The organism is Methylovulum psychrotolerans, assembly GCF_002923755.1.
Lineage (GTDB): Bacteria > Pseudomonadota > Gammaproteobacteria > Methylococcales > Methylomonadaceae > Methylovulum > Methylovulum psychrotolerans.
This window is the reverse complement of the sequence record NZ_PGFZ01000005.1, coordinates 118,567-131,875: the sequence shown is the minus strand read 5'-3', so window position 1 is coordinate 131,875 and position 13,309 is coordinate 118,567. Positions and strand designations below refer to the sequence as shown.

At 48.5% G+C, this 13,309-nt stretch carries 14 protein-coding genes; 7 read left to right on the top strand and 7 right to left on the bottom strand.

Going from position 1 to position 13,309, the window contains the following annotated elements:
* Nucleotides 1-159: 159 nt before the first annotated feature.
* Nucleotides 160-525 (top strand): hypothetical protein, encoded by a 366-nt coding sequence (locus tag AADEFJLK_RS12475; protein ID WP_088618870.1) that lies wholly within the window; start codon nt 160-162, stop codon nt 523-525.
* Nucleotides 526-579: 54 nt separating this feature from the next.
* Here the strand turns inward: AADEFJLK_RS12475 and AADEFJLK_RS12470 are convergent, their stop codons facing one another.
* The 7 genes from AADEFJLK_RS12470 to AADEFJLK_RS24510 form a co-directional block, all read right to left on the bottom strand.
* Nucleotides 580-1,086, bottom strand: a complete 507-nt coding sequence (locus AADEFJLK_RS12470) for a L,D-transpeptidase (RefSeq protein ID WP_103974511.1) — start codon at nt 1,084-1,086, stop codon at nt 580-582.
* Between the two features lie 118 nt (nt 1,087-1,204).
* Nucleotides 1,205-2,062: an FG-GAP repeat domain-containing protein gene (locus AADEFJLK_RS12465; protein ID WP_103974510.1), complete on the bottom strand. Its 858-nt coding sequence runs from the start codon at nt 2,060-2,062 to the stop codon at nt 1,205-1,207.
* 716 nt (nt 2,063-2,778) lie between these two features.
* On the bottom strand, nt 2,779-4,116 hold the full coding sequence (gene rlmD, locus AADEFJLK_RS12460) for a 23S rRNA (uracil(1939)-C(5))-methyltransferase RlmD (RefSeq protein ID WP_103974509.1): 1,338 nt from the start codon (nt 4,114-4,116) through the stop codon (nt 2,779-2,781).
* A gap of 144 nt (nt 4,117-4,260) precedes the next feature.
* Nucleotides 4,261-5,151, bottom strand: a complete 891-nt coding sequence (gene cysM, locus AADEFJLK_RS12455) for a cysteine synthase CysM (RefSeq protein ID WP_088618866.1) — start codon at nt 5,149-5,151, stop codon at nt 4,261-4,263.
* A gap of 187 nt (nt 5,152-5,338) precedes the next feature.
* Nucleotides 5,339-5,686, bottom strand: coding sequence for a roadblock/LC7 domain-containing protein (locus AADEFJLK_RS12450; RefSeq protein ID WP_103974508.1), 348 nt, complete (start codon nt 5,684-5,686; stop codon nt 5,339-5,341).
* Nucleotides 5,687-5,812: 126 nt separating this feature from the next.
* A complete protein-coding gene (locus AADEFJLK_RS12445; RefSeq protein WP_088618864.1) occupies nt 5,813-6,226 on the bottom strand; it encodes a PilZ domain-containing protein in 414 nt (137 codons plus the stop codon).
* Between the two features lie 66 nt (nt 6,227-6,292).
* Nucleotides 6,293-6,430, bottom strand: a complete 138-nt coding sequence (locus AADEFJLK_RS24510) for a hypothetical protein (RefSeq protein WP_170065104.1) — start codon at nt 6,428-6,430, stop codon at nt 6,293-6,295.
* Between the two features lie 617 nt (nt 6,431-7,047).
* On the opposite strand from AADEFJLK_RS24510, the gene AADEFJLK_RS12435 reads away from it, so the two are divergent.
* From AADEFJLK_RS12435 to AADEFJLK_RS12410, 6 genes are all read left to right on the top strand, one after another.
* Nucleotides 7,048-7,914: a polysaccharide pyruvyl transferase family protein gene (locus tag AADEFJLK_RS12435; RefSeq protein ID WP_088618863.1), complete on the top strand. Its 867-nt coding sequence runs from the start codon at nt 7,048-7,050 to the stop codon at nt 7,912-7,914.
* A 173-nt stretch (nt 7,915-8,087) separates the two neighbouring features.
* Nucleotides 8,088-8,567, top strand: coding sequence for a Fe-S cluster assembly transcriptional regulator IscR (iscR, locus tag AADEFJLK_RS12430; protein ID WP_088618862.1), 480 nt, complete (start codon nt 8,088-8,090; stop codon nt 8,565-8,567).
* A gap of 4 nt (nt 8,568-8,571) precedes the next feature.
* A complete protein-coding gene (locus tag AADEFJLK_RS12425; RefSeq protein WP_103974505.1) occupies nt 8,572-9,681 on the top strand; it encodes a cysteine desulfurase family protein in 1,110 nt (369 codons plus the stop codon).
* A 9-nt stretch (nt 9,682-9,690) separates the two neighbouring features.
* Complete coding sequence (locus tag AADEFJLK_RS12420; protein WP_088618860.1) at nt 9,691-10,017, top strand: HesB/IscA family protein; 327 nt, start codon at nt 9,691-9,693, stop codon at nt 10,015-10,017.
* A gap of 187 nt (nt 10,018-10,204) precedes the next feature.
* Nucleotides 10,205-10,948: a GlcG/HbpS family heme-binding protein gene (locus AADEFJLK_RS12415; protein ID WP_088618859.1), complete on the top strand. Its 744-nt coding sequence runs from the start codon at nt 10,205-10,207 to the stop codon at nt 10,946-10,948.
* A gap of 217 nt (nt 10,949-11,165) precedes the next feature.
* The gene (locus tag AADEFJLK_RS12410) at nt 11,166-13,304 is read left to right on the top strand and encodes an AMP-binding protein (protein WP_103974504.1); all 2,139 of its coding nucleotides are present in this window, start codon (nt 11,166-11,168) and stop codon (nt 13,302-13,304) included.
* Nucleotides 13,305-13,309 lie beyond the last annotated feature (5 nt).

Below are 13,309 nucleotides of genomic sequence, written 5' to 3'. Positions count from 1 at the left end.
TTTTTTGATTTTTTTAATACAATTTTGTGAAAAATTACTTTTTTTATAGGTACTACTTAATATTTTTTCGGCTATTTTATTGTTAACCTAATGGGGAGACATTTGTAGCTAGCTAAATGCTGGCATTAAGAGAATACCATCCGTATTCGGGAGGCCATTATGGCAGGTTATAAAGTGCTGACGATAACCGACAAAAATGAAACCGTAACAGATTCTTGCCGCTTTCTAAAAGAAATGGTGGTGGTTCTGGATGTGGGTAAAAATCATTTACAGCCCATCGTTAAAATCAAACTCTATAAAAGTTCTGTCCGCATCAACACCCCCTACGGTTTTGAGGTCAGCCATCATGCCCATATACCTACCGAAGCAGGCCCTTGCATGCCTTCAAAAGTGTGGTCAATGTCAGAGGGCGAAGCCGTTTCCAAGGCAATCAGCAAGGTAAAAAACCATATAAAAACAGCCATCGGCACAGGCCATCAACCCTCATCAAACTGGTTGCCCAGCAACTTATCGTCCAGGCATTAAAAACCACGCTACCCACACGGTGCGGATGGCCTTACCTGTCTAAACCCTAGCGGCTTATTCATGAATATAAACGCAAATGCCAGCTTCGACACAATCGAATAAATCGGCGATATCGGCATTGTGCATACGGATACAGCCGTGAGATTCCGGTAAGCCGTTCATCCGTTCATCAGGGGTCCCGTGTAGGTAAATGTACCGCCAAGCGGTATCGACATTGCCATAGCGGTTACGTCCAGGTTCCAAACCGCCTAACCACAAAATGCGGGTAAGTATCCAGTCGCGTTCCGGGTGCTGTTGCTTAAGGGTATCATTATAGATTTCGCCAGTGGCGCGTCTGCCGATAAAAACGGCGTTCAGCGGTTGCCCGGCACCAATTTTGGCGCGGATCTTATGCCACCCTCTAGGCGTACAATAACTGCCCTTGAGTTCCCCCAGGCCTTTTTGGGCGGTGGAGACCGGATACGTTCGGATGATTTGCTGGTTTTCGATCAGCCGCAGTTGCTGGCTGGCAATAGCGATATCAATAAAGCTATCGGGCGGGGATGACGAAAGATAAGCCATAACGCTCGGTCTGGGAAGTGGTGGATGAGGTGGCTATTATCACCCATCCGTGGCGCGACCGAAACCTTTTCATCAGGCCATGCGCCGACACCACCTGCCCTTTCCGCTTTCTGTACGCTTAGCGCATTATGCTAATCTCTGTCCTGCCGGTACCGGTTTGGTTTTTCTTGATCACCGCCAAATCGGTGTTGCCTTGCCTATCCCAAGCCGCCACGGCAAAAGCAAACTTATGGTCGGTCTCATGCTGGGGCGTACCGGTTTGCAGTAAATACTGTTGGAAATTGCTGGCACCGGACAAAACACTCACTTCGGTGCTACCCGTACCCGTGTGGCTTTTTTTGATGACAATCAAATCTGGCCAGCCGTCACCGTTCCAATCTGCCACCGCAAAATCAAAATTAGCATCGGTCTGATGTAGAGGGGTACCGGTTTGCAGCAAATACTCTTGGTAGTTGGATGCGCCGGACAAAATGCTCACTTCGGTGCGGCCCGTACCCGTCCCGCTTTTTTTGATAATAAACAAATCTGGTTTGCCGTCACCCGTATAGTCCGCCACAGCGAAAGTAAACGTGTCATCGGTTTGGTGCAAAGGTGTACCGGTTTGCAATAAATACCGCTGAAAATTGCTGGCACCAGATAAAATGCTCACTTCGGTACTGCCCGTACCCGTGTTGCTTTTTTTAATGATAAACAGATCTGGCCAGCCATCGTTATTCCAATCGGCAACGGCAAAGACAAAGGTATGGTCGGTTTGATGTAAATCTGTCGCGGTTTGCAGCAGATACTCCTGAAAACCGGAAGCGCCCGATAAAATACTGACTTCGGTCATGCCCGTACCCGTATTACTTTTTTTGATATTAAACAAATCAGGCCGACCATCGCCATTCCAATCGGCTAAGGCAAAGGCAAACGTATCATCAGTTTCATGTAAAGCGGTACCCGTTTGGAGAAGATAATTTTGAAAATTTGCAGCCATAAAATATCGTGAATTACAAAAAATAGAAAACGAAGCATGTTAAGGGCATCCCAATGGCACTAAAACTAGCAGTATCCTTGACGAGGGGGAGATGTCGCAAGCGAGGTTAGCATCAAAAAAGCCCGGTGACTTGAATGGGAGGTAATTGTGAAAATTGGGATGCGCGTAAATGACAAAGCAATATACATTCCATCATGTTATGGAATGGCAAAACCAACAGCCTAACCAAATTTAGGCCATAAAAACCTCAAACCAAACGATTTACCTTAGCGTTTCCCTCATCTTTTAGCGTTATAGACTACTTGTTAAGTATGACAATTCCTTTACAAGCATAGAAAATCGGCAAAAAAGCCGCCAAGCAACCTAACGTTATTATTTTGGCGACTAATTAGGCGAAACTAAAAAGATTATTCCGCGCTATTTTATGCAGCTGCATATTAACAAACACCCGACCAACACTTAAGCAACTATGGCCAATGTTCCTATGGTAAGTTACCGCAAGGAACGGGCATAAAACACATCGGAAGCTTGCAAGGCTGAGCCGGATAAATGCCAAATTCATTTCGTCGCCATTTTTAGACAAATAGGCATATAAACACGCATACGCTTTATATTGGCGCACTAAGCGCACTAAGAATGGTCAAAAAAAGCCTTTATTGGCTAAAATCTGCGTCTCCGTCAGGATACGCAGAGCGTTTTCAGTTTTCTAAAAACAACTAGGCCTTTTTAAACAATGCCATAGACTCGACATGTCCCGTCTGCGGGAACATATCCATAACCCCGACCCTAATTAACCGATAACCCAGCTCATTAACTAAAATACCGGCATCGCGGGCCAGCGTTGATGGGTTGCAAGAGACGTAAACAATTTGCTCCGGTTGCCATCTGGCAATATTAGGCAACACCTCAGACGCACCCGCCCGCGAAGGGTCCAGCAGGATCTTATTGTATTTGCGCATTGCCCACGGCTGGTCGCTAACGTCTTTGCTTAAGTCGGCAGCATAAAACTCCACATTAGCAATGCCATTATGGGCAGCATTGGCTTTGGCATGATTAACTAAGGGCTGGTCGCCTTCAATGCCGACCACATGCCCTGCCAAGGTCGCCATCGGCAGCGTAAAGTTACCCAACCCACAGAATAAATCCAACACCTGATCGTTGGCATTTAAATCCAATGCCGCCAAAACACGGTTAATCATTTGCCGGTTAATGTCATAGTTCACTTGGGTAAACATGGCCGGGCGAAAGAGAAACTCCAACCCTTGATCAGGAAGCCGATAGCTTAAAGGGATTTCCGGCTCCCCCGGTAGAGGCGTTATGGTATCGGGGCCTTTGCTTTGCAAACACAGGCTAATGCTTTCGGCATGGGCAAAGCGGCGCATTTTTTCAATATCTTCCGCACTGGGCGGGGTGAGTACGCGTACCGCCAAAACACAACTGTCATCACCGATAGCGACTTCAATTTGCGGGATTTGTTCGCGTATCGACAGCCCCGCTATCATCTCGCCTAAAGCCAGCAAGCGCGTCCCTACTAAGGGGTGCATAACTACACAACTGTCAAGTTCCGCCAAATACTGATGCCGCCTTTCCCGAAAGCCGACCAATACCCGACCTTTCTTGGCAACATATTTAACCCCCATCCGTGCCTTACGCCGATAACCCCAATGCGGGCCTTGCAAAGGCTCCCATAATTCGGGGATGGTCACTTTACCGATCCGTTTGAATTGCTCCAGCAGCAAATCCTGCTTAATACGGATTTGCGCCGCCGATTCGACATGCTGGAAACTACAGCCGCCGCAAGTGCCATAATGCGCACAAAGAGGCTCGACACGGTCAGCGGCACGGCTTAATAACGTAACCACCTTGCCTTCGGCATAGTCTTTACGGCTGTCGGTATAGATAAACTCTACGGCTTCGCCAGGCAAAGCCTCATCAATAAAAATCACTTTGCCATCGACATGGGCGACCCCACGGCCATCATGGGCTAACGATTCGATAGTGACGGTAACGGGCTGATCGGGTAATTTACGGGTTTTGTTTCGGGTACGGGCCATGCTTAAGTTTTACGGATAGGTTAGTGGGAAAAGCGATTTTAGAAGTCTTTAGGGAAGTTTTAGGAAGAAGGGCTTCTGAGGATACCCGCTGTGCCTACAAGTAGCCATAGCGGGAGGCAATACCATGCAAAAGATGGGCAACCGTCAACCAGGAAACACGCCTGTCGATAGGTAGCGGTCACCACGGTCGCAAACAATCGCCACAATCACCGCATTTTCAAGCCCGGCGGACAATTGTAACGCGGCCGCGACCGCCCCACCCGAAGAGATGCCCGCAAATATACCTTCTTCAGCGGCCAAAGCGCGGGTAGTTTGTTCGGCCAACGCTTGTCCCATACCAATAATACGGTCAACCCTATCGGCTTGGTAAATTTTGGGCAAATACGCTTGCGGCCAACGGCGGATGCCGGGGATTTTCGCATCGCCCTCTGGCTGCACACCGATGATTTGAATAGCGGGGTTTTGCTCTTTAAGAAAACGTGAATTGCCCATAATAGTACCTGTCGTGCCCATGGCACTGACAAAATGGGTAATCTGCCCTTGGGTATCGCGCCAAATTTCAGGGCCTGTGCTTTCATAATGGGCACGCGGATTGTCGGGATTAGCGAATTGGTTAAGAATTTTACCCAGACCTTGCGCTTCCATGCTGTTGGCCAAATCAATTGCCGCTTCCATACTGCCCGCCGCAGGCGTCAGAATAATCTCCGCCCCATAAGCCTTCATTGAGGCCCTGCGCTCTTCGCTCATATTATCGGGCATAATCAAGGTCATCTTATAGCCTTTGATTGCCGCCGCCATCGCCAAGGCAATACCGGTATTGCCGCTGGTCGCTTCGATAAGGCGGTCGCCTGGTTTGATGTCACCCCTCGCCTCGGCATATTTAATCATGCTCAGGGCAGCACGGTCTTTAATGGAGCCGGCGGGGTTATTGCCTTCGAGTTTAACAAGGATGGTGTTGGAGGTAAGGCCCGGCAACCGTTGCAGCCTAACTAAAGGCGTATTGCCGACAAAAGATTCGATGGTAGGATAATTCATGGCTGGTCACAACGTAAAAAATGGAAAGCCCAGATTATCCCATAAAAGCGCGGGATAAAAGTTGTGTTTTCTTAAGGCAAGAGAGTATTTCCTGGACAACAGGCAAAAAAAAGCAACCTCAAGCCGAGAGGCCCGAAGTTGCCGTCCAAACCGAACCGATCATAATAAAAACTTTTCCAAAGAGTGATTAGGCAACGAGCAGCATTTTTTCAACGGCATTTTTAACATTTGATATAACATGCTCCAATTCAGTATGTGATTTCATGATAACGGTCAATACCAATTCTTCACCCGCTTGAGTCATCAGGATGTAATTTCTGGAGCTTTTCACCATAATTTGCTCCAAAACGCCATCGGCAAGGTCACGGATACTTTGGATGCCCACCGAATTGAGCGCGGCGCTCACCGCACCAAAGGTATCCTCATTCATACCCTTAGGCAAAACCGAGGCAATAACCATACCATCAGTTGAGATCAGGGCAGACGCTTCAATATTACTACAGGCATTGTTCAAATCTTCGAGTATAGAGTACATGACAGTATCCTGGGCAGTTAAGGAAAGGCGGGGATACGGCCAATATTATTGGCCGCTATTACATAATACCAATAAAATCAAATAATACTATTAATTTTCAGACGAAAATAGAGTCAACATGGCTCATCAGAAATCTTCAGGGGGGATTTTCTCCAATGAACACAGGTATTCTTTAATATTAAAGCGGCCCACTAAAGCAGTTAATTTTGCCACCGCATGGTTAGTTGCCGCGTCAAGATCACAAAAAACCACGGCGATACCTGCCGGAAACGTTTTATTGCTTAAAGGTGAGGTGTAAACCGCTTCACATTTCAACGCTAACCTTTCTACGTTAAACACAATTTCAATATCGCCGACATCAGCAATCTCCCTAAGCGTCAGCTCAACGCCGGGGTGTGTTAAAAATGCGCCGTTTAGGCTGATATTCTCGACTGTCCCTGTATAACTGCGGCCCTGTATGACCATTTGGTAAGTCAGTCCGATAACGGCGGTGTCAGGATGATAAGTCGGCTGGGATTGGGTATGGGTAGGAGTTTGCATAACGTTGTCCTCATACATTCAGAGACAACTTTGCTTTATCAGCAAAGTCTGTTTTTTATTGGGGAGTTACAGGGCATTATTGTGCCAGATAGGGCAAATGCCATTAAAGATAGCGTCAAAATAGTCTGAAGGCAGCATCCAATAGAGGCCATTTGAAAGCATTTTGACTTTCGCACGGCGCATGAAATAAATTTGCCATTTCATGCTCACCTCCCTAATTAGCCTGCTCAGGTTCATGTTCTGGCTCAATCCAGCCGTAGCCATGTTAACAAAAAAAAATGCCAAAAAATATTAAATATCACCTAAAAAGTAGTGATATATTTCACAAAATAGCCGATTCTGCCTTATTTTTACGAAAAAAACATCTAAACGGGCAACATCATCAAGACCAATATGAAAGCCATAATTCTATTTAATAGCATTAAAGCTTAATAAGCCCTATATTTTTTATGGTTAGGGCACTTAAAACTATGGCTTTCATAATCAATGAGGTTTAACATCAACTAAAAACAAGCTGCTTTTAAGATAGGGACACAAAAACAGGCCGGCTTTTATGTTTTTTTCTGCCCTTAAATTATGAATTGGCCGCGCCTTATCCGTATCGAATAATGATACAACTTTTAGCAATCAATTTATAGGCCGAAATTTATCTTTTTGTCTTTATTAAAGAAATTGCGTTTTTTTTACAACCCGCTGTTGCACAGGCAACAAGCAATGCTGGCCTGCTGCTATTTTATGCGCTTTTCCAAAATGGTTACTTAAGAAAAAACCTCATTTAGCCGTTATCATTGACAACACGACCGAAGGTACATTACAGAAAGATGAAAATAGTTCATTATCAAGCCCTAAATGGCAATTATGGCGACGAATTAAATAAATGGCTATGGCCAAAAATATTTACCGGGCTCATCCGTGGCTACTGTTTGCATGGGATTGAGTTTCAACAAGTTAACAATCAAGAATCCCGACTTTTTTATGGTATCGGCACTATTCTTGATGACCGTATCCCTCCGGCGCCGCAAAAAATCATTTTCGGCGTAGGTACAGGTTACGGCTCTCCAGTGCTGATCGACAGCCAGTATGCCATCTCTTTTGTCCGCGGCCCGTTGACGGCCAAGGCACTGAGAATAGACCCTTCTTATGCGGTAACCGACCCCGCCATCTTGCTACGCAATTATATCGAACCCGCCCATAAGATCCATCGCGTGTCTTTTATGCCCCATATCGACTCGGTAGCGGCGAGTGATTTTTGGCAAACCGTTTGCCAAAAGCTGGATATTCATTATATTTCGCCAAGAGGCCAGGACGTGGCGGCTATCTCTTCAGCGATCGCCGCATCAGACTTGCTCATTACCGAAGCCATGCACGGGGCAATTGTTGCCGATACCTTACGCGTTCCTTGGGTGCCTGTTTGCTCCCGTCATATCAACAACTTTAAATGGACGGACTGGTGCCTGTCTCTCGGTTTGGAATATAAGCCTATCCGTATCGGCGAATTCTATGCCTCAAGCCGCCCCGATAAAAAAGCCATTAATGCGATTAAGACACAATTCGCCTTACAAACGTTCAAAAAAATTCTCCGGCAACCACAAGCCTATTTGAGCGACGACCGGGTTTCCGGCCAAAAAATAGCCCAGATAGAAAACCATATAGACGCGCTTAAGTCATTGCTATCTAAAGTTAATTAACTGTATATCAAGTCTTTTATGTTAACGGTCTGGCTTGGGACAGCAATGCCAATCCCGAAAATAGTGGCGGACAGCGATTTATTCACATACTTATGGCAGGGTAATAGTTGACTATTCCACTAGGTTAAGTATAGTAACTCCAATCATAACTGGATTCATAAAAGGATAGTCTTGTGCGCTTAACTACTAAAGGTCGCTATGCAGTGACGGCTATGCTTGATTTGGCTTTTCACAGCCAAATCAAGCCTGTCACGTTGACGGAAATTGCCGCCCGCCAAACCATTTCACTCTCCTATCTGGAGCAATTATTTGCCCGCTTACGCCGGGCCGGCATGGTCAAAGGGGTGCGCGGCCCGGGTGGTGGCTATACCCTGTGCGGGGAAGCCGCCGATATTAATATCGCCGATATTATTGCCGCTGTGGATGAGCAAGTCGACGCCACCAAATGCGGCGGTGAAGAAAATTGCCAACAACATCAGGCTTGCCTGACCCATGATTTATGGATGGGCTTGAGCGAGCAAATCAGGGAATATTTAAAAAGCATCACCTTGGCAGAATTGCTGGACAAACATCAAGTCCAAGAAATTGCTAAACGCCAAGACCAAGATGTGCAGCATATTATCGAGATCCACCGCTTAAGCGCCAGCGCCTAAGTAAATGCTCTATCTCGACCATAACGCCACCACCCCGCTGGACGAACGGGTGCTGGCGGCCATGTTGCCGTTCTTGACCACGTTTTACGGTAATCCCTCCAGCTTGTACCGTCAAGGGCGGCTGGTCAGAAGCGCCATCGACACGGCCCGTGAACAGGTCGCGGCCTTGGTCGACGCGCCGGCCGCTTCGGTCATCTTCACCAGCGGCGGCACCGAGGCCAATAACTTGGCTTTGGGTAGTATTCCTAACGGTGCCGGACTGGCAATTGCCAGCACCGAACACCCGTCTGTCACCGAACCGGCCCTACGGCTCAGCCACCAAGGCCATGCACTGACGCGCTTGGCGGTTGACGGCCAAGGCCTGTTGCTTGATCATGCCCTACCCTTAACCACCGCCCGCCAACCGCAATGGGTTTCGGCAATGCTAGCAAATAACGAGACGGGCGTTATCCAAGATATTGCCCGTTATGCCCAATTATGGCGTGATCAGGGGCGGATTATCCATACCGATGCCGTACAAGCCGTCGGCAAGATACCCGTATCGTTTAGGCAATTGGGCGTACACCTGCTATCCCTTTCCAGCCATAAAATTTACGGCCCCAAAGGCTGTGGGGCATTGGTTTTTGATAAGGCCGTCCCCATAACGCCTTTACTGGTTGGTGGTGGCCAAGAATACAATCTGCGCTCAGGCAGCGAAAATGTCGCGGCCATTGTCGGCTTTGGCAAAGCCGCCGAATTGGCCAAAGCTGAATTGGCCGAACGTAGCCGCCAGCTTTTCGCGTTACGCACACAACTGGAAGCCGGCCTTGCTGAGATACCCGGCTTAACGGTATTTGCCCAAGCGGCGGAACGGCTACCCAATACCGTCCAATTTGGCCTGCCGGATAGCGATGGGGAAATGCTGCTGATGAAGCTGGACAAGCACCGCATCGCCGTTTCCAGCGGCTCGGCCTGTGCCAGCGGTGGTGGCCAACCCAGCCCGGTGTTACTGGCAATGGCGGTCGAACCCCAGTTCGCCAAAAGTGCCTTGCGTATCAGCTTAGGAAAAACCAATACCGACGCGGAAGTTTTTCATTTTATTAGTGTCTTAAAAGACTTGGTTCGCCAAGCATAGGAGTTTGTTATGTCTGTTTCCCTCACCGAAAGTGCCGCCCGGCAAATCCAAAAACAATTGGCGAAACGCGGCCAAGGTATCGGCTTGAAACTGGGGGTCAGAAAATCTGGCTGTTCCGGTTACGCCTACGCGCTCGACTATGCCGACCAACTGGCCGAAAATGATGTTATTTTTGAAGGTTTTGGCGTGAAAGTCATCGTCGGGGCCGATGATCTGCCTTTGGTAGACGGTATCGAACTGGATTACCGCCGCGAAGGCATTAACGAAGCTTTTCAATTTAACAATCCCAATGTCACCGGCACTTGCGGCTGCGGTGAAAGTTTTTCCGTGCAATAGCCGCCCCACTATTCTTCCCCCGTTATCAGGTTATTTTTTATTGCGCTAAGGCCGATAGACAAATGCCCGGCCAGACACTAGACTTAATGGTGAAGCCATCCAAAAATGCTTCACTCTATCGCCTGGTCATAACTTCCGGCCATAGTTTTAATAAAAAAAATAAAGTTAACCTATTGCGAGGACTATCATGAAAAAAACTATCCGCTCTTTACTGCTTGTCGGCACGTTGGCCTTAACATCTAATGCCGTCCTAGCAGGCTGTAATAGCCTACCTGATTACACTACCTTAAGCAGTGCCTTATCAACGGCACAAAAAGAAGCCAATGGCGGTTTTTCCCTGAACATGTGGGCGACCATTGTCGATAGGGACGGCATTGTCTGTGCAGTCACCATGACCGCACCTAACCGAGGTGGGCAATGGCCGGGCAGCCGTGTCATTTCCGCACAAAAAGCCAACACGGCCAATGCGTTTAGCTTAGCGCACTTAGCGCTTTCCACCGCCAATCTGTACTCCGCCACCCAACCCGGCGGCAGCTTGTTTGGCTTACAAGAAAGCAATCCTGTGAATGTGGTTGCCGCTTATCAAGGCCCCTCGAAAAATTATGGCACGGTCAGCGACCCATTGATTGGGCAGAAAATAGGCGGCGTTAACGTTTTTGGTGGTGGCTTGGCACTCTATGATGCGACCGGCAACCTCTTAGGCGGTATCGGCGTCAGCGGCGATTCTTCTTGCGCTGATCACAATATTGCCTGGAAGACCCGCAAATTATTAAACCTTGACCATGTTTATAAAGGTGTCAATCCAACCCACAGTGATGACAATATCGTTTATGACATCACCGGCTCCACCAGCGCCAGCGGCTGGGGCCACCCGGTATGCAGCCAAGCCGCTAAAGACATTGCCGACAACTTCCCTAAAGCCGGCAGCTAAATTCACTCTGCTTTAGCCGAGTTTTCTGACGTTATCAACGCTTAGGCAAAGACCGTAAAGGCTCTGCCTAAGCGTTGTTTACGGAACTTGGCAACTACCCCCATCCCCATCCTCCCATTACTGCTCCCCAAATACGCCGCACCAACCTCCCACCCCGACACACTCCCCCAACTCCAGCCCAAATATCTGCTAGAATGTGCCGAGGAGGAGACCATTAATGCTAAAAAAATTCTTACATAAGCTACTGACCCTGATTTACCAAGTGGAAGTAACCGGTTTGGAACATTATCACCAAGCGGGTGAGCGGGTGCTGATTATCGCCAACCATACTTCATTTTTAGACCCGTTGTTACTGGGCGTATTTTTACCCGATGACATTACCTTTGCCATTAATACCCATATTTCCCAGCGCTGGTGGCTAAAACCGTTTTTAGGGTTGTCCAAGGTCTTTCCCATGGATCCTACCCACCCGTTATCCTTAAAAAACCTGATCCAATACCTGCAAACCAACAGCAAAACCGTGATTTTTCCGGAAGGGCGGATTACCGCCACCGGATCGTTAATGAAAATTTATGACGGCACCGGTATGGTCGCCGACAAATCAGGCGCAGCGATTTTGCCGATACGGATTGAAGGCGCACAGTACACGCATTTTTCCAAACTGCGCAATATCTTCCGCTTACGGCTGTTTCCGAAAATCACCCTGCACATTTTACCGCCCACCCATATCCATGCCCAACGGGAACTCAGCGGCAAAAACCGCCGCAAATACAGCGGCCATATCCTTGCCGACATCATGACCGACATGATGTTTAAGACTAGCCCTTATCGGCAAACGCTGTTCGCCCGTTTGTTAGAAGCGCGGACTATCCACGGCGGCAAACATACCATGGCCGAAGATTTGGAGCGGATACCGCTATCTTATGACACCTTGATTACGCGTACTATCGCCATAGGCAATGCCCTGCTCGGCTTAACGGCGACGGGCGAGCATGTCGGGGTTTTTCTGCCCAACTCCACCAAAACCTTATGTGTGGTCTTAGGCTTGCAGTTACATGGGCGAATTCCGGCGATGCTGAATTATTCGACCGGTTCGGCAGGCATGGTATCGGCATGTGCGGTCGCCGATGTTAAAACGGTGCTGACTTCACGGCGGTTTATCGAGCTAGGGCATTTTTCTGCCGAGGCCGAGCAGCTGGCAAGCCACGTCAAATTGGTTTATCTGGAAGATGTCGCCCAACAAATGTCTAAGTTGGCTAAGCTTAAAGCCTTGCTGCAAAGTAAAACGGCAGGGCTTTGGTACAAACACCAGCAATTTAGCCCGGATGACCCGGCAGTGGTGCTGTTCACCTCCGGTTCGGAAGGCACGCCTAAAGGCGTGGTGTTATCGCACAGCAATATCCTGGCAAACCACCAGCAAATCGCCGCGCGTATCAGTTTTAACCCGCAAGATGTGGTGCTGAATTTTTTGCCGATGTTCCATTCTTTTGGTTTCACCGTCGGCACTTTACTGCCGGTGCTCAGCGGTATGACAACATTTTTCTACCCTACCCCGCTGCATTTTAGCGTGATCCCTGAAATTGCTTATGAAATCAGCGCCACCATTATGTTCGGGACGAATACTTTTTTTGCGGCTTATGGCAAAAAAGCCCATGCTTATGATTTTTACAATTTGCGTTATGTGGTGGCCGGGGCGGAAAAATTGCAAGAAAGCACCCGTGCGCTATGGGCCGATAAATTCGGCATCCGTATTTTGGAAGGCTATGGCGTGACTGAAACAGCGCCCGTATTGGCGGTCAATACCCCGATGGATTATAAGGCGGGTACGGTAGGGCGGTTTATGCCCGATATGGAATACCGCCTAGAACCTATTGAAGGCATTAGCGGCGCCGGCCAGCTCCATGTCCGTGGCCCCAATATCATGTTAGGGTATTTGTTGGCGGAAACACCCGGCACATTAAAGCCCACCACCTCCATTTATGGCTTAGGCTGGCATGACACGGGCGATATTGTCGAAGTCGATGATGATGGCTTTATCAGCATTCGCGGACGCAGCAAACGCTTTGCCAAAATCGCCGGAGAAATGGTGTCTTTGTCGGTTGTTGAACAAATCGCCGCTAAGGCATGGCCTGATGCCATGCACGCAGCAGTCAGCTTGCCGGACGCAAAAAAAGGCGAGCAAATTATTTTGTTGACTACCCAGAAACAAGCGACGGCTAATGAACTGGCGCGGCTGTCCAGCGGCGTGGCGGCAATTTGCCTGCCTAAGCAAGTGCGGGTAATTGATGCGATACCGGTGTTAGCGACGGGGAAGGTCAACTATCCGGCGGGTACGGCGTTGGCAAAAGCGGGCTAAGCAAA